17 protein-coding genes and 1 pseudogene are annotated in these 25,848 nt (G+C 73.3%); 14 read left to right on the forward strand and 4 right to left on the reverse strand.

All coding sequences use genetic code 11. From position 1 onward, the window contains the following. Positions 1-54 precede the first annotated feature (54 nt). Genes hisI through KBX71_RS21785 form a run of 3 tightly spaced genes read left to right on the forward strand, consistent with a single transcriptional unit; the run spans position 55 to position 2,626 of the window. Positions 55-489 (forward strand): phosphoribosyl-AMP cyclohydrolase, encoded by a 435-nt coding sequence (gene hisI / locus KBX71_RS33880; RefSeq protein ID WP_307847231.1) that lies wholly within the window; start codon positions 55-57, stop codon positions 487-489. Next, positions 486-2,039, forward strand: a complete 1,554-nt coding sequence (locus tag KBX71_RS21780; protein WP_210819800.1) for an anthranilate synthase component I — start codon at positions 486-488, stop codon at positions 2,037-2,039. Before hisI ends, KBX71_RS21780 begins: the two co-directional genes overlap by 4 nt. Beyond that, on the forward strand, positions 2,036-2,626 hold the full coding sequence (locus tag KBX71_RS21785) for a Trp biosynthesis-associated membrane protein (RefSeq protein ID WP_210819801.1): 591 nt from the start codon (positions 2,036-2,038) through the stop codon (positions 2,624-2,626). The genes KBX71_RS21780 and KBX71_RS21785 overlap by 4 nt, the downstream gene beginning before the upstream one ends. 44 nt (positions 2,627-2,670) lie before the next feature. On the opposite strand, the gene KBX71_RS21790 is transcribed toward KBX71_RS21785, so the two are convergent. Then, entirely contained in the window at positions 2,671-2,940 is a 270-nt protein-coding gene (locus tag KBX71_RS21790; RefSeq protein ID WP_210819827.1) for a hypothetical protein, read from the reverse strand. Positions 2,941-3,428: 488 nt separating this feature from the next. Here KBX71_RS21790 and trpC point away from each other — a divergent pair, with 488 nt between their 5' ends. Genes trpC through trpA form a run of 3 tightly spaced genes read left to right on the forward strand, consistent with a single transcriptional unit; the run spans position 3,429 to position 6,314 of the window. Further along, entirely contained in the window at positions 3,429-4,232 is an 804-nt protein-coding gene (gene trpC, locus KBX71_RS21795) for an indole-3-glycerol phosphate synthase TrpC (protein WP_210819828.1), read from the forward strand. A 38-nt stretch (positions 4,233-4,270) separates the two neighbouring features. Then, positions 4,271-5,509: a tryptophan synthase subunit beta gene (gene trpB / locus KBX71_RS21800; protein ID WP_196925417.1), complete on the forward strand. Its 1,239-nt coding sequence runs from the start codon at positions 4,271-4,273 to the stop codon at positions 5,507-5,509. A 1-nt stretch (position 5,510) separates the two neighbouring features. Continuing rightward, positions 5,511-6,314: a tryptophan synthase subunit alpha gene (trpA, locus tag KBX71_RS21805; protein ID WP_196925418.1), complete on the forward strand. Its 804-nt coding sequence runs from the start codon at positions 5,511-5,513 to the stop codon at positions 6,312-6,314. Between the two features lie 60 nt (positions 6,315-6,374). Here the strand turns inward: trpA and KBX71_RS21810 are convergent, their stop codons facing one another. Then, positions 6,375-6,944: an NUDIX hydrolase gene (locus KBX71_RS21810; RefSeq protein WP_210819802.1), complete on the reverse strand. Its 570-nt coding sequence runs from the start codon at positions 6,942-6,944 to the stop codon at positions 6,375-6,377. A 102-nt stretch (positions 6,945-7,046) separates the two neighbouring features. Here KBX71_RS21810 and lgt point away from each other — a divergent pair, with 102 nt between their 5' ends. Both lgt and KBX71_RS21820 read left to right on the forward strand, forming a co-directional pair. Then, on the forward strand, positions 7,047-8,228 hold the full coding sequence (gene lgt / locus KBX71_RS21815) for a prolipoprotein diacylglyceryl transferase (protein ID WP_210819803.1): 1,182 nt from the start codon (positions 7,047-7,049) through the stop codon (positions 8,226-8,228). A 15-nt stretch (positions 8,229-8,243) separates the two neighbouring features. Then, complete coding sequence (locus tag KBX71_RS21820; protein WP_210819804.1) at positions 8,244-9,431, forward strand: NAD(P)/FAD-dependent oxidoreductase; 1,188 nt, start codon at positions 8,244-8,246, stop codon at positions 9,429-9,431. Positions 9,432-9,449: 18 nt separating this feature from the next. Here KBX71_RS21820 and KBX71_RS21825 read toward each other — a convergent pair whose 3' ends face one another. Beyond that, positions 9,450-10,295, reverse strand: coding sequence for a GNAT family N-acetyltransferase (locus KBX71_RS21825; RefSeq protein ID WP_210819805.1), 846 nt, complete (start codon positions 10,293-10,295; stop codon positions 9,450-9,452). 145 nt (positions 10,296-10,440) lie between these two features. On the opposite strand from KBX71_RS21825, the gene gltB reads away from it, so the two are divergent. The 4 genes and pseudogenes from gltB to KBX71_RS33885 form a co-directional block, all read left to right on the forward strand. Continuing rightward, the gene (gltB, locus tag KBX71_RS21830; RefSeq protein ID WP_210819806.1) at positions 10,441-15,144 is read left to right on the forward strand and encodes a glutamate synthase large subunit; all 4,704 of its coding nucleotides are present in this window, start codon (positions 10,441-10,443) and stop codon (positions 15,142-15,144) included. Then, positions 15,137-16,672 carry a glutamate synthase subunit beta gene (locus KBX71_RS21835; RefSeq protein WP_210819807.1) on the forward strand — a complete coding sequence of 512 codons (1,536 nt, stop codon included), beginning with the start codon at positions 15,137-15,139 and terminating at the stop codon, positions 16,670-16,672. Before gltB ends, KBX71_RS21835 begins: the two co-directional genes overlap by 8 nt. A gap of 174 nt (positions 16,673-16,846) precedes the next feature. After that, a complete protein-coding gene (locus KBX71_RS21840) occupies positions 16,847-18,244 on the forward strand; it encodes an MFS transporter (protein ID WP_210819808.1) in 1,398 nt (465 codons plus the stop codon). A 281-nt stretch (positions 18,245-18,525) separates the two neighbouring features. Then, positions 18,526-18,707, forward strand: a pseudogene (locus KBX71_RS33885) (hypothetical protein); the annotation flags it as partial. 134 nt (positions 18,708-18,841) lie between these two features. Here the strand turns inward: KBX71_RS33885 and KBX71_RS21845 are convergent. Further along, entirely contained in the window at positions 18,842-20,374 is a 1,533-nt protein-coding gene (locus KBX71_RS21845) for a M1 family metallopeptidase (protein ID WP_210819809.1), read from the reverse strand. 145 nt (positions 20,375-20,519) lie between these two features. On the opposite strand from KBX71_RS21845, the gene KBX71_RS21850 reads away from it, so the two are divergent. Continuing rightward, positions 20,520-23,213 carry a hypothetical protein gene (locus KBX71_RS21850; protein ID WP_307847227.1) on the forward strand — a complete coding sequence of 898 codons (2,694 nt, stop codon included), beginning with the start codon at positions 20,520-20,522 and terminating at the stop codon, positions 23,211-23,213. A 98-nt stretch (positions 23,214-23,311) separates the two neighbouring features. Beyond that, positions 23,312-25,846 carry an FtsK/SpoIIIE domain-containing protein gene (locus KBX71_RS21855; RefSeq protein WP_210819810.1) on the forward strand — a complete coding sequence of 845 codons (2,535 nt, stop codon included), beginning with the start codon at positions 23,312-23,314 and terminating at the stop codon, positions 25,844-25,846. Positions 25,847-25,848: the final 2 nt, after the last annotated feature.

The raw sequence follows: 25,848 nt of genomic DNA on the forward strand, positions 1-25,848 counted from the left end.
CCCTGGCGGGAGCGGTCGGCGGTGCCCGCGCCGCGTGCGGGAGAATTGGTGACTGTGCCCGTACCTGACCCGCCGGTGACCGGCGTCCCCAGCGATCCGAACGAGCTGGCCGCGCCCGCGCCGGCGCGCCCGTCCCGGCTCGACCCGGCCATCGCGGCCCAGCTGCGCCGCACCGCCGACGGTCTGGTCGCCGCCGTGGTGCGCGCGCACGACTCCGGTGAGGTGCTGATGGTCGCCTGGATGGACGACGAGGCGTTGCACCGCACCCTCACCACCGGCCGGGCCACCTACTGGTCGCGCAGCCGACGCGAATACTGGGTCAAGGGCGCCACCTCCGGGCACCACCAGTACGTCCGGTCGGTCGCCCTGGACTGCGACGGGGACGCGCTGCTGGTGAGCGTGGACCAGGTCGGCGCGGCCTGCCACACCGGGCACCGGACCTGCTTCTTCACCGAGCTGCCCGCCACGAGGACGGAGGCCCCCCAATGACCGACGGCGCCCTCAGCCCCGACCTGGCCACCTTCACCGCGCTGGCCGCCGACTGGCGGGTCGTGCCGGTCACCCGGCGGCTGCTCGCCGACGCGGAGACCCCGGTGGGGGTCTACCGGAAGCTGGCCGGCGGACCGGGCACGTTCCTGCTGGAATCGGCCGAGCAGGGCGTCGGTTCGGCCGGCATGGCCTGGTCGCGATACTCGTTCATCGGCGTACGCAGCAGCGCGACGCTCATCGAACGCGACGGCGTGGCGACCTGGCTGGGCCAGCCGCCGACCGGGCTGACCACCGAGGGCGACCCGGTGCGGATGCTGCGGGAGACGGTGGCGGCGCTGGCCGGCCCGGTCGGGGACCCGTCCGACGGCCTGCCGCCGCTGACCGGGGGCATGGTCGGTTATCTCGGCTACGACCTGATCCGGCGCTTCGAGCGGTTGCCGGAGCTGACCGAGGACGACCTGGGCGTCCCGGAGCTGGGCATGATGCTCGCCACCGACCTGGTGGTGCTCGACCACTACGACGGCTCGGCGATCCTGGTCGCCAACGCGGTGCTGCCGCCGTTGGACGCCCCGGACCGCGCCCCGCAGGTCGCCGCCGCCTACCACCAGGCGGTGGGCCGGTTGGACGCGATGACCACGGCGTTGTCCCGGCCCATCCCGCCGATGATCTCCACCGTCGAGCGTCCGCCGGCCGGCGAGGTGCTCTGCCGTACGCCCGACGGGGGCTACCCGAAGGCGGTGGAGGCGGCCAAGGAGGCGATCCGGGCCGGTGAGTGCTTCCAGATCGTGCTCTCCCAGCGCTTCGAGCGGGCCACTCACGCCGACCCGCTGGACGTCTACCGGGTGCTGCGCACCAGCAACCCCAGCCCGTACATGTACCTGCTGCGCTTCGACGGGTTCGACATCGTCGGCTCGTCCCCGGAGGCGCACCTGAAGGTCACCGGGGCCGCGGACGGGCGCCGCCGGGCGTTGCTGCATCCGATCGCCGGCACCCGGCCGCGGGGCGGCACCGCCGCCGCCGACGCCGCGCTCGCCGCCGAGCTGCTCGCCGACCCGAAGGAACGGGCCGAGCACGTGATGCTTGTCGACCTCGGCCGCAACGACCTGGGTCGGGTCTGTCAGCCCGGCAGCGTGGAGGTGCCCGAGTTCGCGACCATCGAGCGGTACAGCCACGTCATGCACATCGTCTCCACCGTCACCGGCACGCTGCGTGACGACCAGACCGCCTTCGACGCGCTGGCCGCGACCTTCCCGGCCGGCACGCTCTCCGGAGCGCCCAAGGTGCGCGCCATGGAGATCATCGAGGAGCTGGAGCCGGTCCGTCGTGGTCTCTACGGCGGCACCGTCGGCTACTTCGGCTTCGGCGGTGACCTGGACATGGCGATCGCCATCCGGACCGCGCTGATCCGCGACGGCCGCGCCTACGTGCAGGCCGGGGCGGGGGTGGTCGCCGATTCGGACCCGGCCGCCGAGGACCAGGAGACGCGGAACAAGGCCGCGGCCGTGCTGGCCGCGATCGCCGCCGCCGAAACGCTCCGGCCGGCCCGTTGAGCGGCGGGGCGCGGTCCGTCGTGGGTCGGCGGGCGTTGACGTACGCCGTGCTGCTCTGCCTGGCCGGCGCGGGCCTGGCGTTGTGGGCCGCGACGCGCAGTTGGTCGGTGGAGCTGACGGTACGTCCGGCGCCGCTGCCGCCGGTGCGCGACGCCCGCAGCGGTGCGAGCCTGCTGCCGTGGCTGCCGGCGTTGGCCCTGGTGACCCTGGCCGGGGGTGGCGCGGTGCTGGCCACCCGGGGCCGCCTGCGTCGGGTGCTCGGTGTGCTGCTCGGCGTGCTCGGTCTGGCCGTGGCTGCCGGCGGCGGGTATGGGCTGGTCGCCGACGTGGGCGGCGTGGTGAGCCGGCAGTGGCCGGCGCTCTGCCTGCTCGGCGGCCTGCTGGCCGCTGTTGGGGGCTGGTGGACGGCCGTGCGTGGCGGTGACTGGCCGGCGATGGGGGCACGCTACGAACGGGCGGCGCGGACCGCTCCAGAGGCTGCGTCGGCGCAGAGCGACCCGGGCGGGCCGCCGACGCCGTTGGCGGGGCGGCGGACCACCGAGGCGTGGGACGCGCTGGACCGGGGCGAGGACCCGACGGCCGACTGACGCGGTGGCCGCCGTGGCGGCGGTGGCCGGTGGCCGGCGGGCGGTCAGCCGACCGGCTGGCGTTCCCATTCGGCGCGGCTACTGGCGGCGCGGGCGGCGGTCAGTTCGGCGACCAGGCGGTTCAGCTCGGCGCGTTGGTCGGCGCGGGCCCGGTCGGCGCAGACGGCCTCCCAGGCGTTGCCTCGTGCCGTCCGCATCCGTCCCTCGCCCACCACGGCCCGTTCCACGGTGTGCACCACACCGACGGCGAGTGAGGCCACCGTCCGCGAGATGGTGGTCAGTCCGATGGTCGGGTACGGCTCGGAAATGCTCATGGTCACCTCGCACGAGGAGTTGCGGCGGTCGGGGCAGGCCCGCCATCGAGTCTGCCCGAGGACGATGCTCACCCGTCGACGTTTCGCCGCGGTGACCGCCCGGTCAACTGTCCCGCCTCGGCCGTGACCAGGGGCCGTCCGTTCGGCCTTGAGCTTGCTCACAGCATCGACCGGCATCGTTGCCGTCGGGCGCCGAACGGAAACTGGTGGCATGATCGATGGATCGGCCCGGTCCGACCGCGGCCGTCAGGCTCCATACCGCGTGACGCTGGCCGATGCCGGAGGTGGCGCTGCGTGACAACCCGTTCACGGCAAGTCGGCCATTATGCCGCAGCCCTTTTCGTGAGCAGCGCCATACCCCCGGGCATTCGGCGTCGGTCGGCTGCCCCTAGCATCGGCCCATGACGCCCGGAGAGGGGAGTCCGTTCGTGACTGCTGAGCATGCGCACGCGGAGGGGGACGAGGCCGGCCAGGCAGCGTCCGTAAGCGTGCTCGACGAGATCCTGGCTGGCGTACGTGAAGACGTCGCCCGACGCCAGGAGCAGGTTCCGCTGGAGCGGATCCGTGAACTGGCAGCGGCGGCGCCGCCGCCGATGGACGCGTACGCGGCGCTGCGTAAGCCCGGCGTGGCTGTGATCGCCGAGGTGAAGCGCTCGTCACCGTCCAAGGGTCGGCTGGCCGAGATCGCCGATCCGGCCGACCTCGCTGTCGACTACGCGGCCGGTGGAGCCCGGGTGATCAGCGTGCTGACCGAGGGGCGCTGGTTCGGCGGTTCGCTGGACGATCTGGCGGCCGTCCGTGCCGCGGTCACAGTGCCGGTGCTGCGCAAGGACTTCGTGGTCTCCAGCTACCAGATCCACGAGGCCCGCGCGCACGGTGCCGACCTGGTCCTGCTGATCGTCGCCGCACTCGAGCAGAACGTCCTGATGGGTCTGCTGGAGCGGATCGAGTCGCTCGGCATGACCGCTCTGGTCGAGGTGCACGACGAGGAGGAGGCCGACCGCGCGCTGGAGGCCGGCGCGCAGGTGATCGGGGTCAACGCCCGTGACCTGCGTACCCTTGAGGTTGACCGGTCGGTGTTCGAGCGGATCGCGCCCGGCCTTCCGAGCAGCGTCGTCAAGATCGCCGAATCCGGCGTTCGTGGCCCGCACGACCTGATCCGGTACGCCTCCGCGGGCGCCGACGCGGTCCTCGTGGGCGAGGGTCTGGTCACGCAGAAGAGCCCCCGCGAGGCGGTCGCCGAGTTGGTCAACGCCGGCAACCACCCGGCAACGCCCCGGCCGGTGCGCTGACCCCGCGCCGGTCCGACGTCCCAACGAGAGGATTCCCGATGAGCGCCGACGCGCTGGCTCCGGTGGCCGGCCCGCAGCCCGACTCCGCCGGCCACTTCGGCCGCTTCGGCGGTCGGTTCGTTCCCGAGGCCCTGGTGGCAGCGCTGGACGAGCTCGACGGGGCATGGCGTACGGCGATCGCGGACGAGTCCTTCCGGGCCGAGTTCGGCGCGCTGCTGCGCGACTACGCCGGCACGCCGTCGTTGCTCTACGAGGCCCGGCGGTTCTCGGCGAAGGTCGGCGCGCGGGTGCTGCTCAAGCGGGAGGACCTCAACCACACGGGTGCGCACAAGGTGCGCAACGTGCTCGGCCAGGCGCTGCTCACCAAACGGATGGGCAAGACCCGGGTGATCGCGGAGACCGGCGCCGGGCAGCACGGTGTCGCCACCGCTACCGCCGCCGCCCTGTTCGACCTGGAGTGCGTGGTCTACATGGGCCAGGTCGACACCGAGCGGCAGGCCCTCAACGTGGCCCGGATGCGGATGCTCGGCGCGACGGTCGTCCCGGTCACCAACGGTTCGCGCACCCTCAAGGACGCGATGAACGAGGCGATGCGCGACTGGGTGGCCAACGTCGACGAGACGCACTACCTGATCGGCACCGCCGCGGGCCCGCACCCGTTCCCGGCGATGGTGCGCGACTTCGTCCGGGGCATCGGTGACGAGGCCCGACAGCAGTGCCTGGACCTCACCGGCGGGCTGCCGGACGCCGTCACCGCCTGCGTCGGCGGCGGCTCCAACGCGCTCGGCATCTTCCACGCGTTCGTGGGCGACGAGGCCGTGCGGCTGTACGGCTTCGAAGCCGGAGGCGACGGGGTGGACACCGGCCGGCACGCCGCGAGCATCACCGGCGGGTCCGCCGGGGTGCTGCACGGCACCCGCACCTTCGTGCTCCAGGACGCCGACGGGCAGACCCTGGAGTCGCACTCGATCTCCGCCGGCCTGGACTACCCCGGCGTCGGGCCGGAGCACGCGTGGCTGCACGACACCGGCCGGGCGAGCTACCTGCCGGTCACCGACGACGAGGCGATGGCCGCGTTCGAGCTGCTCTGCCGCACCGAGGGCATCATCCCGGCGATCGAGAGCGCACACGCGCTCGCCGGCACCGTCGCGCTGGCCCCGAAGCTCGCCGCGGAGCTGGGCCGGGAGCCCACCATCGTGGTCAACCTGTCCGGGCGCGGCGACAAGGACGTGCACACCGCAGGCGACTACTTCGGCATCCTCGACAAGGAGCGGTGAGATGAGCCGGATCGGGGTGGCCTTCGACAAGGCCCGTGCCGACGGACGGGCACTGCTGGTCGGCTGCATGCCGGCCGGGTTCCCCACCGTCGAGGGCAGCATCGCCGCGATGACCGCCATGGTCGACGCCGGCGTCGACGTCATCGAGGTGGAGATCCCCTACTCCGACCCGGTGATGGACGGGCCGGTGATCCAGCGGGCCAGTGACATCGCGCTGGCCGGGGGCGTACGCACCGCGGACACGATGCGCATCATCGAGGCGGTGGCGGCCACCGGCGCTCCCGTGGTCACCATGACCTACTGGAACCCGGTCGAGCGTTACGGCGTGGACGTCTTCGCCCGTGACCTCGCCTCCGCCGGCGGCACCGGCCTGATCACCCCGGACCTCATCCCCGACGAGGCCGACGAGTGGCTGGCCGCCTCGGACGCGCACGGGTTGGACCGCACGTTCCTGGTCTCGCCGTCGTCCACCGACGCCCGGCTGGCGATGACTGTGGGGCACTGTCGTGGCTTCGTCTACGCGACAGCCGTGATGGGGGTGACCGGTGCCCGGGCGCGTACCTCGGACGCCGCCCCGACGCTTGTCTCCCGCGCTCGCGCGGTCACCGACCTGCCGATCGGTGTCGGCCTGGGTGTGGGCACCGGCGCGCAGGCCGGCACCGTCGCCGGTTACGCCGACGGGGTGATCGTGGGCAGCGCGCTGGTCCGGTGTGTGCTCGACGCGCCCACCGAGGCCGAGGGGCTGGCCGCTCTGCGGACCCTCAGTGCCGAACTCGCCGAGGGCGTCCGTAACCCCACCCGCTGATCGCTGTCGAGTCGTCGGGTCGGGTAGCTCTTCCCTGATGAGCGTGATGTCGGTGAGTCATCACGATGACTCACCGACATCAGACTCGATCGCGTGACGGCCACCGGGCCCTCGGCTCCAGGACGGCGGCGGGCCCGTCGCTGCCTCGCCGCGTTGCTCTGGTGGCTGCACGGTGCCGGGTACGCAGGGGACGTCGCGGAGCACGCCGGAGCGGCCTGCGGTCGCGTCGGTGACGGCGGCCCGGGTGAGCGGGGTGACCACGTCGGGCAGCGCGTCGGGGGAGTGCCAGGACAATCGGCAGCCCGGTGGTGGGTCCGTGGCGGGTAGGGCCCCGGCCGCACGGGCCCGGAACACGTGCACGAGGACGTCTGGCAGCGGCCCGGCGCGCCCGGCCGCGGCCTCCCCCGGAGGGCCGGTCAGGTGGTAGACGCCGACCAGGTCGACCAGCTCGATGTCCCAGCCGGTCTCCGCGCGGATGTCCCGTAGGGCCGCCCGCACCGGGCCCTCGGCCGGGCGCAGCCGCCCGCCGGGCAACGCGTAGCGACGCGCGCCCCGGCCCTGCTGGCAGAGCAGCACCCGACCGGTGTCGTCGGTGACGACCGCGGCGACCGCCCAGGTGAGCGCGCTCATGGACAAAGAGCGTACGGCGGTGCAAACCAGAAGTCACCGGGATGCGCGCTCCTGCGGCCCGGGGTGCCGCTGCGGGGGTGTGCAGCGGTAGCGTGTGCACCCGTGACCCTCGCCTCGCTCTCCCCCCAGGCGGCCCTGCCCAGTCCCAGCACCGCGGTCTGGCAGCTCGGGCCGGTGCCGATCCGGGCTTACGCGCTCTGCATCATCGCCGGCATCGTGCTGGCCTGTTGGGTGACGGAGCGCCGGCTGCGGCAGCGCGGCGTCGCGCCCGGCGCGACGCTCGACATCGCCGTCTGGGCGGTTCCCGCGGGCATCATCGGCGCCCGGATCTACCACGTGGTCACCTCACCGGAGAAGTACTTCGGCGCCGGTGGGGACCCGATCAAGGCGTTCGCCATCTGGGAGGGCGGTCTCGGCATCTGGGGCGCGGTCGCCGGTGGCGCGATCGGTGCCTGGATCGCGGCCCGGCAGCTCGGCATCCCGTTGGGTGTGGTGGCCGACGCGCTGGCCCCCGGGCTGCCGCTGGCCCAGGCGGTCGGCCGGATCGGCAACTGGTTCAACAACGAGCTCTTCGGTGGCCGGACCACCCTGCCGTGGGGTCTGCAGATCCATCGGATGGACCCGGACAACCCCGGGCACGCGCTCCGGGACGACGCCGGGCAGCCGATCCTCGAACCGGGTCTCTACCAGCCCACCTTCCTCTACGAGGCGCTGTGGAACCTCGGCGTCGTGGCCCTGGTCCTGCTCCTCGACCGCCGGCTCAAGTTGGGCCGGGGCCGGGCGTTCGCGCTCTACGTGATGGGTTACACCGTCGGCCGGTTCTGGATCGAGCTGATGCGCACCGACGAGGCCAACCAGATCCTCGGTGTCCGGCTCAACGTCTGGACCGCCGCCCTGGTCTTCCTCGGCGCCCTGATCTATTTCGTACGGGTGCGTGGCCCTCGGGACTACCTGATCCCGCTCGGCGCGGCGGCGGCGACGACCCCGCCTCCCACTTCCGACCTGTCCCAGGTCGACCTCTCCGAGCGGGAGACCCCCGCGCGGGCGGCCGCGCCGGAGGGCTACCGGGTGGTGAGCGAGGAGCAGTACGCCGCCTGGCAGGACACCGGTGTCGTACCGCCGGCGACCGACGACGACTCCCGGCCGGATGACGGCGAACTGTCCGGGGACACCTCGGCGGCCGACCTCGCGGCGAGCGGCGACGAGCCGGCGGACGATCCGTCCGCCGCTCGCACCGACCGGGCCGACGCCACGGGCGCGCGTCCCGCCGACCGGGACAGCTGAGCGGGGGCGGCACCGATGCGAAGCGCGGTGGTGGTCGGCGCAGGGGTCGGTGGCCTCGCGGTGGCCGGCGCGCTGGCCCGTTCCGGCTGGCAGGTCACAGTGTTGGAACGCGCCGAACGGGTTCGCCCCGAGCGGACCGCCGTGGTGCTCTGGCCCAACGGCGTCCGCGCACTGCAGGCCCTCGGCCTCGGCGCCGGCCTGGCCGCCATCGCCACCCCGTTGCCCGACGGCGGGGTCCGTCGCCCGGACGGGCACTGGCTCGTGCAGCCCCGGCCAATCCCGGCCGACCGGATGCCGGTCGTGGTGCACCGGGAGGATCTGCACGACGCGCTGATCGCCGGCCTCGGTGACCGGGTCGAACTGCGTACCGGGGTGACCGTGCGCCACGTCCGCGTGGACCCGGGCGAGCGACCGGGAGTCAGCGACGGTCGGCACACCATCGAGGCCGATCTGGTGGTCGCCGCCGACGGCACGGACAGCGGCATCCGCCGCCAACTCGCGCCCGAGTCCCGGGTGGTCAGCTCCGGCTGCGCTGCCTGGCGGGCCGTCATTCCCTGGTACCAGGCACCTCGACTCCCCGACGATCAGCCGTTGGCCGGCGAGATTCTCGGCGCGGGCTACCGGTTCGTGGCCACGTCGCTGGGCGAGCGCGGCTCCTCGGGCGGGTCCACCCGCGGCGGCATCTACTGGGTGGCCACCGCAGCCGGCGCGCCACGCCCGGAACCGCCGGAGACCCAGCTGGCGCTGCTGCGCCGCTGGTACGCGGACTGGCCCGCTCCGGTCGGCGCGCTGCTCGACGCCACCGACCCGGCCGACCTGGTCCAACAGGAGGTTCGCGAGCTGCGCCCGTTGCCCCGGGCGTACGGCTTTCCGGTCGGGCCCGGTGGGGTGGTGCTGCTCGGCGACGCGGCGCACGCCATGCCGCCGCACCTCGGGCAGGGCGCCTGCCTGGCATTCGAGGACGCCGCCACGCTCGCGTCGTTGCTGCGGGAGGCCCGGCTGCCCGACGCCGTTCAGGCGTACGACCGGGTGCGCCGCCCCCGGGCGGCGACCGTGGTCCGGCAGACTCGGCGGATGTCGGCGGTGCTCCAGACCCGGGGCCGGTTGGCGCTGCGCGCCCGGGACGCCGCGCTGGGCACGATCAACGGGCGACTGCTCTCCAGTGCCGTCGCCTCCGCCGCTCAGTGGCGTCCACCGACCTGACCCCGGTAGCCGGGCCGGTCAGGCGATGAGGGCGGCGGGTTCGGCGATGCAGGCGGTGCCGATTCGGCGGAAGCCGACCCGCAGGTAGACCCGCGCGATCTCCTCGCTGCCCGCGGACAGGAAGACCAGCTCGGTGCCGGCGGCCAGCAGTTCCCGGGCCAGTGTGGCGGTGAGCGCGGCGCCCAGCCCGCGTCGCCGGGCGGACGGCAGGGTGGCCACCCCGGCGATCTCCGCGACGTCGTCCACCCGCATCGCCATGCCGCTGGCCAGCGCGCCCTCGGTCGGCGTGCCGGCCAGCGCGGAGATCCGGCGGCCATCGGCGATCCGGGCTCGTTCCTCGTCGAGCGCGGCCAGTTCGAGTTCGGTGACGGCGGCGTCGCGTTCGGCCGGGCCGGCCTCACCGGGGGCGGTGCCGGCAGCGGCGAACGACACCGCTGCCACCGCACGCCGCGCGGCGACGTCGGCGGCGAAGTCGGGGGAGTCCGCTGCCAGCACCCGCACCGCCGCGTCGGACAGCGTCGCCGGGTCGGGCAGCGCGCTCGGGTCGAGCACCATCAGCGGCGCCTCCAGCACGTTGAGCCCCGCCGAGCGGGCCACCGCCAGCAGCTCGGGGCTCGTCTCGTGCACCCACTCGAAGGCTTCCGGCAGGCCCAGCCTCCGCTGGCGCTCGCGGACCGAGGTCACGTCGGCAAGCGACGGCGGCTCGGTGGCGTCGATGCGGGGGCGGGCGTAGAACGGCCAACCGGCACCTTCGCGGACGAACAGCACCAGCCCGCCATGCTCCTCCGCACCGGCGACGTCGCGGGGCACCGCGTCGTAGAAGCGTTCCAACCGGTCGAAGACGTGCTTGTGTAGCGGATCCACCGCGCGAGACTACACGTCCCAGCCAGTGGACGGTGTGATCAATCTCGGGTGGCCGTGCGACCCCGGCCCTAACGTAGACTCAATAGACCCATGGGCCGACGTCGTCCCCACCATTGATCCAACCTGAGTGACGACAGGAGGCCCGGTGGCTCAGCCGTACGCGGACACAGAACAGCGGCACCCGCACAGCCCGCAGGCGTCCCCGACGCCCCACGCCCGTCCGTCCGCCCAGGGCCTGTACGACCCAGCGCAGGAACACGATGCGTGCGGCGTGGCCTTCGTGGCGGACCTGCACGGCCGGCGTTCACACTCGGTCGTCGCCAACGGGCTCGGCGCGCTCTGTCGGCTGGACCACCGGGGCGCCCGTGGTGCGGAGCCGAACACCGGCGACGGTGCCGGCATCATGATCCAGGTGCCCGACGCGTTCCTGCGCGCGGTCGCCGACGTCGAGCTTCCCCCGGCGGGCGAGTACGCCACGGGGCTGGTCTTCCTTCCCGACGACGACGCCGCCGAGGCGCGTGCCCGCCGGGTGGTCGAGAAGTACGCGCTGGTCGAGGGTGCCGACCTGCTCGGCTGGCGGGACGTGCCGATCGACCCGAGTGACCTGGGCGAGACCGCCCTGGCGGCGATGCCCCGGGTCCGGCAGCTCTTCGTGGCCGCGCACCGCCTGACCGACGCCCCCGGCGGGCCGGCCGGCTCCCCGTTGCGCGGCATCGAGCTGGACCGGGTGGCGTTCTGTCTGCGTAAGCAGGCCGAACGGGAGACCGCCGAGCGGGGCGTGCCGGCGTACTTCCCGTCGCTGTCCAGCCGCACCATGGTCTACAAGGGCATGCTCACGCCCGACCAGTTGCCGGCGTTCTACCCGGACCTGCGCGACGAGCGGGTGGACAGCGCGATCGCGCTTGTGCACTCCCGTTTCTCCACAAACACCTTCCCGTCCTGGCCGCTGGCGCACCCGTACCGGTTCATCGCCCACAACGGCGAGATCAACACGATCCGGGGCAACCGCAACTGGATGCAGGCCCGCGAGGCGTTGCTGCGCTCACCGAACGTCTCGGGCAACATCCGGCGGGTCTTCCCGGTCTGCACCCCCGCCGCCTCGGACTCGGCGAACTTCGACGAGGTCCTGGAGCTGCTGCACCTGGCCGGGCGGAGCCTGCCGCACGCGGTGCTCATGATGATCCCCGAGGCCTGGGAGAACGACCCGGGGATGGACCCGGCCAAGCGTGCCTTCTACCGCTTCCACGCCAGCCTGATGGAGCCGTGGGACGGTCCGGCGTCGGTGGCCTTCACCGACGGCGAGATCGTCGGCGCGGTGCTGGACCGCAACGGGCTGCGCCCGGGGCGCTGGTGGCAGACCGACGACGGGCTCGTGGTGCTGGGCTCCGAGGCGGGCGTGCTCGACCTCGACCCGGCCCACGTGGTCGCGAAGGGGCGACTCCAGCCGGGCCGGATGTTCCTGGTCGACACCGTGGCCGGGCGGATCGTGCACGACGAGGAGATCAAGTCCGAGTTGGCCGCCGCCCAGCCGTACGGGGAGTGGCTGCACGCCGGGCTGATCGAGCTGAACGACCTGCCGGCACGCGAGCACACCGTCTACACGCACGACTCGGTGCGTCGCCGGCAGCAGACCTTCGGCTACACGGTGGAGGAGCTGAAGATCCTGCTCGGGCCGATGGCCCGCACCGGCGCTGAGCCGCTCGGCTCGATGGGTACGGACACCCCGATCTCGCCGTTGTCCACCCGACCGCGGCTGCTCTACGACTACTTCCACCAGCTCTTCGCCCAGGTCACCAACCCGCCGCTGGACGCCATCCGCGAGGAGTTGGTGACCAGCCTGGCGTCGACCATCGGGCCGGAGGGCAACCTGCTCGACCCGGGCGCCGCGAGCTGCCGGCAGATCGTGCTCCCGCACCCGATCCTCGACAACGACGAGCTGGCGAAGATCCTCTCCATCGACGAGGACGGCGACCTGCCCGGCTTCAAGGCGGTCCGGGTCTCCGGGCTGTACCGGATCCGGGAGGGCGCCGCCGGGATCAAGGCACGGCTGACCGAGATCTGCCGGCACGTCTCCGAGGCGATCGAGGACGGCGTCCGCATCCTGGTGCTCTCCGACCGGGATTCCAACGCCGACCTGGCCCCGATCCCGTCGCTGCTGCTCACCGCCGCCGTGCACCAGCACCTGGTGCGCGAGCAGACGCGTACGCAGGCGGCGTTGATCGTCGAGTCCGGCGACTGCCGGGAGGTGCACCACGCGGCGGTGCTGATCGGCTACGGCGCGGCGGCGGTCAACCCGTACCTGGCGTTCGAGTCGGTCGAGGACATGATCCACACCGGCGCACTGGCCGGGGTGGAGCCGGCCGCGGCGGTGCGCAACTACGCGAAGGCGCTCGGCAAGGGCGTCCTGAAGATCATGTCGAAGATGGGCATCTCGACGGTCTCCTCGTACTGCGGGGCGCAGGTCTTCGAGGCGGTCGGCCTGGACACCCGGCTGGTCGATCGCTACTTCCGGGGCACCCCCAGCCGCATCGGCGGGGTCAGTCTCGCGGGCGTGCACACCGAGGTGGCCGCCCGGCACGCGCTGGCCTGGCCGCCGGCCGGCACCGCCAGCTCCGACCGCTTGGAGGTCGGTGGGGAATACCAGTGGCGCCGCGAGGGTGAGCTGCACCTGTTCAACCCGGAGACAGTCTTCCTGCTGCAACACGCCACCCGCAGCCGGCAGTACGACGTCTTCCGGCAGTACACAGCCAAGGTCGACGCGCTCGCCGCGCAGGCCGGCTCCCTGCGGGGGCTGTTCACACTGCGCACCGGGGTCCGCCCGGCGGTGCCGATCGAGGAGGTCGAGCCGGCCACCGAGATCGTCAAGCGGTTCGCCACCGGCGCCATGTCGTACGGGTCGATCTCCGCGGAGGCGCACGAGACGCTCGCCATCGCCATGAACCGTCTCGGCGGCAAGTCCAACACCGGCGAGGGTGGCGAGGACGTCGAGCGGCTGCACGACCCGGCCCGCCGGTCGGCGGTCAAGCAGATCGCCAGCGGCCGGTTCGGTGTGACAAGCGAATACCTGGTCAACGCCGACGACCTCCAGATCAAGATGGCTCAGGGCGCCAAGCCGGGCGAGGGCGGTCAGCTGCCCGGCAACAAGGTCTGGCCGTGGATCGCCCGGACCCGGCACGCCACTCCCGGCGTGGGTCTGATCTCCCCGCCGCCGCACCACGACATCTACTCCATCGAGGACCTCGCCCAGCTGGTGCACGACCTGAAGTGCGTCAACCCGGCGGCCCGCGTGCACGTCAAGCTGGTCAGCGAGGTCGGCGTCGGCACCGTCGCCGCCGGGGTGGCGAAGCTCAAGGCGGACGTCATCCTGATCTCCGGCCACGACGGCGGCACGGGCGCCTCCCCGATGAACTCGCTCAAGCACGCCGGCACGCCGTGGGAGCTGGGGCTGGCCGAGGCGCAGCAGACGCTGTTGCTCAACAAGCTGCGCGACCGGGTCACCGTGCAGGTCGACGGTCAGCTCAAGACTGGCCGGGACGTGCTGGTCGCGGCGCTGCTCGGCGCGGAGGAGTTCGGTTTCGCGACCGCGCCGCTGATCGTCGAGGGCTGCGTGATGATGCGGGTCTGCCACCTGGACACCTGCCCGGTAGGCATCGCCACCCAGAATCCGGTGCTGCGGGAGCGCTTCACCGGCAAGCCGGAGTTCGTGGAGAACTTCTTCCTCTTCCTCGCCGAGGAGGTCCGGGGTTACCTGGCCGAGTTGGGCTTCCGGTCGATCGAGGAGGCGATCGGGCAGTCCGAGCTGCTCGACGTGGCCCCGGCGCTGACGCACTGGAAGGCGCACGGGTTGGACCTGGCGCCCGTCCTGCACCTGCCGGAGCTGCCCGCCGGTGCGGCCCGACGCGGGGTCCGCGCGCAGGATCACGGCCTGGAGCACGCACTCGACAACGAGCTGATCGCGCTGGCCCGTCCGGCTCTCACGGATGGGGCGCCGGTGCGGGTCGAGGTGGCGGTGCGCAACGAACACCGCAGCGTCGGCGCGATGCTCGGCGGTGAGGTGACCCGTCGCTTCGGCGGCGCCGGCCTTCCCGAGGACACCATCGAGTTCGTGCTGCACGGCACGGCTGGGCAGTCGTTCGGCGCGTTCCTGCCGCGCGGGGTGACCCTGCGCCTGCACGGCGACGCCAACGACTACGTGGGCAAGGGCCTATCCGGGGGCCGGCTCATCGTCCGTCCGGACGCCGCCGCGCCGTTCCTCGACCCGGACGCCGAGCCGGGGCGGCGGGCCGAGGATCAGATCATCGCCGGCAACACCATCCTGTACGGGGCCACGGCGGGCGAGGTCTTCCTGCGTGGCCGGGTGGGGGAGCGGTTCGCGGTGCGCAACTCCGGCGCGGTCGCCGTGGTCGAGGGCGTCGGTGACCATGGCTGCGAGTACATGACCGGCGGCACGGTGGTGGTGCTCGGCGCTACCGGCCGGAACTTCGCCGCCGGCATGTCCGGCGGAACGGCGTTCGTGCACCAACTGGACCGGGCCCGGGTCAACGCGGAGCTGGTCGACCTGATGCCGCTGGGTGAGCAGGAGCAGTCGCTGTTGCACGAGCTGGTTCAACGGCACGTGGCCGAGACCGGGTCGGCGGTCGCCGAGGAGCTGCTCAAGCGGTGGCCGGAGGCGGTGGCCGAGTTCACCGCTGTGGTACCCCGGGACTACCGCCGGGTGCTGGAGATCATGCGGGCCGCCGAAGCAGCCGGCCGCGACGTCGACGACGCGGTGATGGGCGCGCTCAGCGCGCCCGGCGCGCCGGTGCCGCCCGCCCCGCGGGTGGCTGCCCAGGAGGTGGCACGTGCCTGACCCGAACGGTTTCCTGCGCTACGACCGGCGGCTGCCGGCCCGCCGCCCGGTGCCGGTGCGGATCAGCGACTGGCGGGAGGTGTACCCGCCGGCCGGCGAGGAACTGGTCCGTGAGCAGGCCACGCGATGCATGGACTGCGGCATCCCGTTCTGCCATGACGGCTGCCCGCTGGGCAACCGCATCCCGGACTGGAACGACCTGGTGCGTACCGGCAACTGGGACGCCGCGGTGGAGTCGCTGCACGCCACCAACAACTTCCCGGAGTTCACCGGTCGGCTCTGCCCGGCGCCCTGCGAGGCGGCCTGCGTGCTCGGCATCTCCGGTGGTCAGCCGGTGACCATCAAGCAGGTCGAGGTGGAGATCGCCGACTTCGCCGCGGCGCGCGGGTTCACCCCCCGCCCGGTGCCGGCGCCGTCGGGTCGGTCGGTCGCCGTCGTCGGCTCCGGGCCCGCCGGTCTCGCCGCCGCCCAGCAGTTGGCCCGCGCCGGTCACGCGGTGACGGTGTACGAACGCGACGACGCGATCGGTGGCCTGCTCCGGTACGGCATCCCCGACTTCAAGTTGGAGAAGCGGCACATCGATGCCCGGGTGGCCCAGCTCACCGCCGAGGGGGTGCGCTTCCGCACCGGAGTGAACGTCGGGGTGGACGTCACCGCCGAGCAGTTGCGCGCCGAGCACGACGCGGTGCTGTTGGCCGGTGGGGCGTTGCAGGGCCGGGACACCCCGGAGACTCCCGGGCGGGCGCTTCGGGGCGTACACCAGGCGATGGCGCACCTGGTCGCGGCGAATCGCGCGGTCGCCACCGCGGCCACCGATCAGGCCGGCGTCGTGGCCACCGACGAGCGCCGGTTGGCGCGGGCGGTGTTGCCGGACGGCACCCCGATCGACGCGGCCGGCAAGCACGTGCTGATCATCGGTGGCGGTGACACGGCCGCCGACTGTCTCGGCGTCGCGCACCGGCAGGGCGCCGCGGGCGTTCACCAGCTCGACCTGTACCCGCAGCCGCCGCAGGAGCGCGACGAGGCACGGGACCCGTGGCCGACCTGGCCGTGGGTTCTGCGCAGCTACCCGGCGCACGAGGAGGGTGGCGAGCGGGTCTTCGCCGTGGCGGTGCAGGAGTTCGTTGACGACGGCACCGGCCAGGTGCGGGCGGTGCGGATCGCCGAGGTGACAGTGGAGAAGCGCGACGGTCGCCGGGTCGTCACAGTGGTGCCGGGGTCCGAGCGGGAGCTGCCGGCCGACCTGGTGCTGCTGGCGATCGGCTTCGAGGGCACCGAGCAGCAGCCGCTGTTGGCCCAGTTCGGTGTGGCCCGCAACCCTCGGGGCGCCATCGACGCCCGCGACGACTGGCAGACCGCCGCCGACGGGGTGTTCGTGGCAGGTGACATGCACCGGGGCGCGTCGTTGATCGTCTGGGCCATCGCCGAGGGGCGGGCGGCCGCCGCCGCCATCCACGGCTATCTGGGCGGTGTCGGCGCGTTGCCGGCACCGGTGGGCCCGGCCACGCAGGCCCTCGCCGCTCGCTGAGTCACGGGCGTCCGGCCGGTGTGGCAGGTCTGCTGCCGCACCGGCCGGACATTCCCGCCGGTGAAGCCGCTCACAGAAGTGGGCAAATAGGTTTAAGCCGGCAAGACTTGTCGGCTGCCGAACCGCCCCGCGATCGGTGTGAATGATCATGCTGCCGATCGCTGGAGGTTCGTCGTGGCCAGAGGTGCCACCTTCGCCGCGCTGCGCCACCGCAACTACCGGATCTGGGCGCTCGCCGGCTTCGTCTCCGTCATCGGCACCTGGATGCAGGTCCTCGGGGTCAACTGGTACGTCCTGAAGGAGACCGGCTCGGCGACGTCCATGGGCTTCGCCGTGCTGCTCCAGGCGGCGCCCACGTTGCTGCTCAGCGTCTTCGGCGGTGTGCTGGCCGACCGGCTGCCGGCCCGCCCGTTGCTGATCGCCGCCCAGGGCGCCCACGCGGCGCTCGCCGCCGGACTGGCGGCGGTCGCCCTCACCGGGGTCGGCGGCCTGCCGCTGATCTTCGCGATTTCCCTGGCCAGCGGTGCCGTCTCGGCGATCGAAGGCCCGGTGATGGGGCGCTGGGCCGCCAGCCTCGTCGACCGGGAGACGCTGGGCAACGCCCTGGCGCTCGGCTCGCTCACCAACTCCGCCGGCCGGATCCTCGGCATGAGCCTCGGTGCCGTGGTGGTCGCCGCCGTCGGCCCCGCCCTGCTGTTCGGCATCAACGCGGCAAGCTTCGCCGCCGTGGTGGTGGCGTTGTTCGCCGTACGCCCGGGAGCCGTGCCCGGCCTCGCGGCGTCGAACGCCGGCCGGGCCCGGGGCGGCGTCCGGGCCGGGTTCGCCTACCTGCGCGGGCAGCCGGTGCTGCTCCTCGCCCTCGCCCTGTCGTTCGTGCTCGGCAGCCTGGGCCGCAACTACCAGGTGACCATGGCCGCGATGAGCGACGGGCCGCTGGACGCCGGCGCCTCCGGGTACGGCCTGCTGTCGACAGTGTTCGCGGTCGGGACGGTGGTGGGTGCGCTCGTCGCGGCCCGGCGGCGATCCCTGGGTTACCGGACGCTTGTCGTCGCGGGCCTGCTCGCCAGCGGGTTGCAGATCGTCGCCGGCCTCGCACCGGGAGCCTGGAGCTTCGCCGCGGTGATCCTGCCGATCGCCGCCGCCGCGGTGGTCATCGACACCACCGTCGGCACCCGCGCCCAGCTCGACACCGACGCCGCGATGCGGGGCCGGGTGCTCGCCGCCCTGGCGGTCACCGGCTCGGTGTCCGCCGCGGTCGGCGCCCCGCTGCTCGGCTGGCTCGCCGAACACGCCGGGCCCCGGCAGACGCTCGTCCTCGCCGGATCGGCGGCGGCGATCGCCACGGCGGCGGCGGGCGTCGCCCTGGACCGGCAGCGTGGCCGCGTGGCGACCCTCGCGCTCGTCGTTCCGCGACCCCGTCATCCGGTACGACGAGCGGCGTTCCGGGCCGCCCGCATCGTTCGGCCCACCGGTGCGGTCTGTGTCATCGCACCCGCCGAAGCCGGTGCGGTCCGGTCGGGCGGGGTCCGGCTCAGGGAGTTGGCCACCGCCGGGCCGATGGCGAACCGCTGACGTTCAGTGCCGGATGCCGGATGCCGGATGCCGGATGCCGGATGCCGGACGCCGGACGCCGGATGCCGGATGCCGGACGCCGGACGCTTGACCTGGGCGTCGGTCGAGGTGCCGGCACCTGCACCTACGCATCGCCGAAAGGGAGACCCGAGCACACCTCGCCAACCGGGACGACGGGACGCACACCCGCCAGGGCAGTGATCAAGTGATGAAAAGTAGGTCAGACACGGTCCTGACACCTACTTTTCATCACTTGATCAAGGTGCCTTGCCGACCGACGGGGCATCATCCCGCTGGCGCTGATCTGCGGCCCGATACGGGATATCCCCTGGTTCTGGACGCTCGTCGACCTGTCCTTCGCGGTGGGGCCTACCAGCCGCTCTGGTTCGCTTACCGGCACATCCGCGCCGTCGAGGCGAGCACGGCCGGGGCGACAAACGCCCAGCCGGCCCTGACCCCGTAAACCCCACCCGCCCGCCTCGTCGGACGGGGCTCCTACACCCCTGCCGCGTCGACCATGGAGTTATGGTGGGCGAAATGCTCACCGGTGCCCGATCTGTGAGGCACCACAACTCCATGATCGACGCGGGCGTCGGGTCAGTGCGACATCAGGTGGTGGGCCTCGCGAATCTTCGCCCAGGACTTCGGCTCGGTCGGCGGGGCGGCCTTACGGGCGGTGGTCGCCACGTCGGGTCGGCCGGCGGTGAACAGCCAGGTGGTGAACAGGTCGTCCAGGTCCAGCCCGGAGATCCGCTCGGCCAGGGCCTGGAACTGCTCGATGGTGCCGTTGCCGTACCGGCGCTCGGCCGTCCAGGCCGGCAGGATCTCGAAGAACGCGTCGTCGCCGACGGCCAGCCGCAACTGGTGCAGGGTCATCGCGCCCCGGTCGTAGACGGCGTTGTCGAAGACCCGAGCGGCACCCGGGTCGCCGGGCAGCACCTGCCAGAACCCGTCGTCGGCCGGGTAGCTGGCGTAGGTGAAGTCAAAGACCTCCTGGGCGGTGCCCTCGCCCTGCTCCTCCGACCAGAGCCACTCCGCGTACGAGGCGAAGCCCTCGTTGAGCCAGATGTTGCGCCAGTCGGCCACCGAGACCGAGTCGCCGAACCACTGGTGGGCCAACTCGTGCGTCACCACGTAGGTGTTGGCGCCGCGTCGCCAGAAGCCCGGCCCGTACACCGGTCGGGTCTGCGTCTCCAGGGCGAAGCTGATGCCGTCCACCGGCCCGGCCACGCCACCCTGCGCCTCGAACGGGTACGGGCCGAAGATCCCGCTCTCCCAGTCGACGATCTCGGCGGTCCGCTCGATGCTGGCCCGGGCGGCCGGCCCGAGCGCGCCAAGCGAGGTGCTGTACGCGTTGATCACCGGCTGACCGCTCGGGGTGGTGTCGGTGACGATGTCGTACTGGCCGATGGCCATGAAGGCCAGGTAGGTGGCCGTGGGCGAGGTGGTCCGCCAGATCCACCGGGTGCGGTTGCCGGCCTCGGCCAGCGGCGGCCGTGGCTGCACCCCGTTGCTGATCACCTCGACGCCGGTGGGCACCGACACCGAGATGTCGTAGGTGGCCTTGTCCAGCGGGTGGTCGTTGCTCGGGAACCACCACCACGCCGACTCGGGCTCGTTGACGGCGAGCGCGCCGTCGTCGGTACGCGTCCAGCCGGTGTAACCGTCGACCAGGGCCTCCGACGGGACGCCGGAGTAGCGCACCACGATGGTGAGCTGCTGACCCCGGGTCACCGTGCGGGCCGGGGTGACCACCACCTCGTGCACCCCCGCGGTGCTGGTGCTCGCCGCCCAGCCGTTGACCCGGACCGACTCGACGTCGAGCAGGAAGTCCAGATTGAACGTCGAGAGGTCCTGTGTGGCGGTGGCGAGGATGGTGGTGGTGCCGGTGAGCAGGTCGGTGGCCGGTTCGTAGCGCAGCCGGACGTCGTAGTGCTCGACGTCGTAGCCGCCGTTGCCGTAGTCGGGGAAGTAACTGTCGCCCAGTCCGGGCGCGCCGGGTTGCGGCGCTGCGGAGACGACCGGACGGCCCCAGGCCGTCGGGGCGGCCTGGCCGGGGGTGCCGGCGAGCATGGTGCCGGCGGTGGTGAGGGTCAGGGCGGTGGTGGCCGCCGTGAGGACTCGTCGCACGGGGTGGACTCCCTCCATCGGGTGTTCGCCACGCCAACCTAATCGACAACTGTGAACGTCGTTGGCCCGCCACACCCATGGCCGGCCGCCGGCCTCTGGCGTGCCTTGCACCGCAAGGTCACACTGAGTGGATCGGAGGTGACACGTGCGGCGATCGGAGTTGCCCAGGCGGGAGTTGAGCGGCCAACGGCAGTCAACCGCAGGCAGGGAGCGGCTGCCGGCCGGCGGGTTGGAGTTGTTCGCGCTGCTCGCCCGGCTGCTGCGGCGACCCCGCCGCGGTGACCGCCGGCTGCCGCTGCTGTGGCTGGTCCGCTCCGACACCGCGGATCTGATGGTGCCGCTGCGCCGGTTCCTCGGCCAGGGCCCCCGACGGCGCGTCCCGCACGCCGTGCTGGACGCCGACGTGCCGCCCGGTGCCGGGGACGTGCCGGCGCTGCTGCGCGAGCTGCACCGGCAGCTCTCCCTGGAGGCATTCGGCGCCGCCAGACTGCGCTTCCGGCACTATCCGCTCGCCGACTGGCTGATGCAGCAGAGCCTCAGCCTGAGCGTCGACGCCGACGACAGCCGGGCTGCCCTGGTCCGCCGGTTGCGCGACCGCAAGGGCCCGCGTACGCCGGAGGCGGCGCCCTCCGGCGGTGACGCCGTCAGCATCGTCTCGCAGGTGCTGCTCTGGGTGGTCCGTCGCGCCGTGCCGGGGGTCGTCTTCCGGGCTGCCGTCTCCGGTCGGGTGCCGGTGCTCGGGCGGCACTACAACTGGTTCATGCGCCAGCAGTACCTGGCGCCCCGGCAGTCGGTCACCTTCCTCGGCTTCGCCGAGCGCCTCACCGCGGGCTGGCGCGACGGGGAGCAACCCGACCAGGTCAACAAACTGCTGCTGCACGCGTTCCTGGAGGACCTTCGGCAGGCGTACCGGCGTCGGCCGTGGCGTCCGTCGGACTGGCGGCGCACCGCGTACCCGGCGCTGCTGCTCGATCACGTAGCCCCCGGCAACGTCGGCGGGGAACTGGTCCGCCTGATCGGCGACGTCCGCACCGAGACCGGCCGCAACGACCCGCTGCTGATCGTCGCGTCCGGCGGGCAACCCCCACCGGACCTGCCCGAACCGCACCCGTTGACCGAGGCCGACGAGGCGTACGACGAGTGGGCCGGGGCGCTGCCGGAGATGCGCCGGCTGCGCCGCCCGGCCACCTGGCTGGTGGCGCTGCGTCCCGACGAGACCGACACCGGCCCGCCGTCACGTGGCGGACTGCGGCCGTTCGCCGCGCCCGACCCGCCGTGGTGGTCGCGGCGCTTCCTGCCGGCGGCGCTCTGCCTGGTGCTGGTGGCGTCGCTCGGCCTCTGGGTGACCAGTCGGTGGGGGCCGGGCTGTCACCCCTCGCTCACCGGTCAGGTGTCGGTGGAGGTGGCCGCCAGCGGCGAGTGCGTCGGCTACAGCGACAGCGCCGCCCAGGTGTTCAACAACGACCCCGGCCAGGACCGGCTGCGCACCGTCCAACAGCGCATCTTCGCGCAGAACCGCGCCGCCGAGGAGGTCTGGCAGCGCAGCGACCGACGACGGCCCTTCCTCACCCTGGTCTACCTCGGCACCCTCACCGGCAACCGCACCCGTGCGGACGAGGAGTCGTACGTCTCCGAGCGCGAGGAGCTCGAAGGCATGGCCACCGCCCAGTACGCGTTGCTGAAGGAGTCGGCTGGCGCCGACGGCGCCGCGCTGCTGCGGATCGTGGTGGCCAACGGCGGCCGGCAGATGGTCTACGCCGACCAGGCCGTGGCGATGCTTGCCGAGTTGGCCCGGGACGACCCCACGGTGCTCGGGGTGGTCGGGCTGGTGGAGAGCCGCACCAGCACCGCCCGCGCGCTGCGCGAGCTGAACCAGGTCGGGCTGCCGGTGCTGGCGCCCACCCTCTCCGCCGACAAGATGGACGCCAACTCCCGCCTCTACCTCCAGATCTCCGCCCCGAACAAGGATCAGGTGAAGTTGGTCGACGCGTACGCCAAGCAGGTGCTGAAGGTCAACGAGGCGCACGTCTTCTACACGACGCTGGAGGGCAGTTCGCTCACCGAGGACCTCTACGTGGGGACCCTCGTCGACGGGCTCCGACGACAGTTCGGCCCCCGGATCACCCGCCTCGACGAGTGGCGCACCGGGCAGCGGCTGACCGACGAGTGCGGCTACGCCGGGCTGCTCTTCTACGCCGGTCGATGGACGGAGTTCGACGGTTTCCTGCGGGCGCTGCGCGAGTGCGGCGGCAACCCGCCCCGACACCTCGTCGCCGACGACTCGGCCAACCGCTACATGGCGAATCCGGGGCTGCGCGCCGCCGCGCCCGGCAACCTGCCCGTCACGTACGTCTCGAAGGCGGCCCTGGCCACCTGCGTGGCGCTGCGGGCCGCCGAGGACCGGCGCGACGCCGCCCGGGCCAGCTTCCTGTCCTGGATCCAGGCCGACGACCTGCTCGACCAGCCGCGCTGCCGGCCGGGTTCCGAGGAGCAGGTCGGCGAACGGGTCAGCCTCGCCTACGACGCGGCGATGATGCTGGTCCGGGCGGTGGAGAGCCTCGCCGCCCGGCTGCACCACGCCGACCCCCGGCAACGCTGGGAGCCGGACTCGGTCAACCCGGTGGGCGTGCACGCGGAGGTGCTCCGGCAGAACGCCGGTCAGGGCTACCCGGGGGTGTCCGGGCTGATCCGGTTCACGCCCGACTCGGGGGAGCCGGTCGACAAGCGGCTGGCCCTGATGCGGGTGGAGCAGGTGCCCGACGTGGCGAGGGCGCCGGTGGAGGTGTTCCGCTGCGGGGTGGCGGACGTGCCCGGCCCGGCGGCGTGCGGCCCCGCCTGACCGGTCCGGCGTGACACGTCCTCGCGGGACTGTCCGGGTGCCACAGGTGTCCGTTAGGGTTCCTGGGACCAGGCGGTCGTCGGCGTTGGGGGCAGAGGGTGGGCAGGCTCGCGTCGGCGTACGGGCAGGCGGTCAACTCCCACCGGGCGGCCCGGGCGCATCTGGACAATGCCCGCAGCGTTCTGGGTGCGGCGCCGACCGCCGCCGCGCCGGTCGGCGCCAACGACCTCGTGGCCCGCCTCGCCCGCCTCGGCGGCACCCTGGCCGCCCCCGCCCCGGGCGTCACGCCGCTGACCGACGCGCCGGCCGCGGTGCGGATCGGCGAGGCGTCCACAGCGGACGGCGGCTTTCCGGTGCTGGTCCCGCTCGGCGGCGGCCACCACCTGGCACTGGACACCGACGCCCGGGACCCGCAGGTCGCCGGGCTGTTGCGGGCGCTCGTGCTGCGGCTGGTCGCCACCGCGCCACCCGGTCAGGTCCGCGTCGCCGGCATCGACACCGCCGCGCTCGGCGCGACCTTCGGCCCGCTGCGCCCACTGCTCGACGCCGGGGTGCTCGACCCGCCGGCCACCGGCGAGGCCGAGGTGGCCGCGCTGCTGGACGCCGCCGAGCAGCACGCCCGCGCCGCACAGCACGGTCAGCCGGCCGCCCGACGCCTGCTGGTGGTGGTCGCCACCGCCGCGCCGCCGCCACGCGAGCTGGCCCGGCTCGCCGCGCTCACCCACGCCGGCCCGGCCGCCGCCGTGTGCGTGCTGCTCGCCGGCCACCCGTCCCGGCTGCCCGGCGAGACCCCGCCACCGCTGGGCGGCACCACAGCGGTGCGGCTCAACCAGGGGTACGCGCACGTCGGTGACCCGCCCGGCGCCCCGTTCAGCCCCGACGGCAGCGGGCTCGCCGCGCCCGTCCTGCTCGATGGCGACCCGCCGCCCGCCTCGGTACGCGCGCTCGCCGAGCACCTCGGCGCCGCCACCCGTCGCGCCGACGCCCTGCCCTTCACCGACCTGCTGCCCGAACGCCGTTGGGCCGAGTCCGCCGGCAACGGTCTGCGGACGGTGATCGGCCGGGCCGGTAGCGGTGCCGCGCTGACGCTCGCCTTCGACGACGCCACCCCGCACTGGCTGGTCGGCGGGCGCACCGGCGCCGGCAAGACCGTCTTCCTCCTCGACGTCCTCTACGGGCTGGCCGCCCGCTACTCGCCGGCCGAGTTGCAGCTCTACCTGCTCGACTTCAAGGAGGGCGTGAGCTTCACCGAGTTCGTGCCCACCGGTCGGGACCCGTCCTGGCTGCCGCACGCCCGTGCCGTCGGCATCGAGTCCGACCGTGAGTACGGTCTCGCGGTGCTGCGCGAACTGCGCCGGGAGGCGCAGCGCCGGGCCACAGCGCTCAAACGGCACGGCGTCACCAAGCTCGCCGACCTGCCCCCTGACAATTCGCTGCCGCGCATCGTGACGGTCATCGACGAGTTCCACGTGCTGCTCGCCGGCAACGACGCGTTGGCCCGCGAGTCCGTCGACCTGCTGGAGGAGTTGGCCCGCAAGGGCCGCTCGTACGGCATCCACCTGGTGCTCGCCAGCCAGAGCATGACAGGCATCGAAGCCCTCTACGGGCGGGCCGAGGCGATCTTCGGGCAGTTCGCGTTGCGGGTGGCGCTGCCCGGCGGTGGTGGGGTGCTCGACCAGCTCAACGACGCCGCAGCGGCCCTGCCGATCGGTTCCGCCGTGGTCAACACCGCGGCCGGCGCTGTCGGCGCCGACACCGTGCTGCGCTTCCCCGACGCCCACGCCGCCGCGGCGGACCTCGCCGCGTTGCGCCACGACCTGTGGCAGGCCCGCCCGCCGGGCTCGCGGGCACCAGCGGTCTTCAAGGGGTACGAAGCGGCGCGGATCGAGGACGACAGCACCTTCGGCGGCCTGCGCCCCGGTGGTCGACGCCCGATGGCCCTGGTCGGCCGAACCGTCGACGTGCACGGCACCACAGCACTGTTCCTGATGGACACCACCCCCGGCCGGCACCTCGCCGTGGTGGGCACCGCACCGACCGGCGCGGACGTGCTGCGCGCCGCGACGCTCAGCCTGGCCCGCCAGCACACTCCCGGCGACGCGCGGTTCCACCTGGCCTGCCTGGTCACCGTCGCCGACCCGGTCGCCGACGACACCGAAACGCTGCTGCGGGCCGCCGGCCACCCGGTGCAACGCCTCGACGCGGCCGGGCTGCGCGACCGGATCGTCGCACTGGCCGCCGAGCCCGCCGGCCGCGAATACCTCGTGGTGTTCGGCATGGACGCCGCCGCGCCCGTCCTCGGGGCCACCGACCCCGGCACGTTCCGCTCCGGCCTGGACGACCTGCGGACCGTCCTGCGCCAAGGGCCCGCGCAGGGGGTGCACCTGCTCGGCTGGTGGCGAGGGCTCCGCCGACTCGCCGACGACCTCGGCGGCACCCAGAACCGCGACGACGTCGCCTGCCTGGTCGCGCTCAACGTGCCCGGCGCCGAGCTGGCCCTGCACCTAGGCGTGCACGACCTGGCCTACACGCCCCGCCCCGACCGGGCGCTGCTGATCGACCGGCACGACCAGCGCACCCGGCTGATCGTCCCGTTCGTCGGCGACGGGCACGACCCGGACGGGGAGCGGTGACA

Source organism: Micromonospora sp. D93 (assembly GCF_018070365.1).
GTDB classification, from domain to species: Bacteria; Actinomycetota; Actinomycetes; order Mycobacteriales; family Micromonosporaceae; genus Micromonospora; species Micromonospora ureilytica.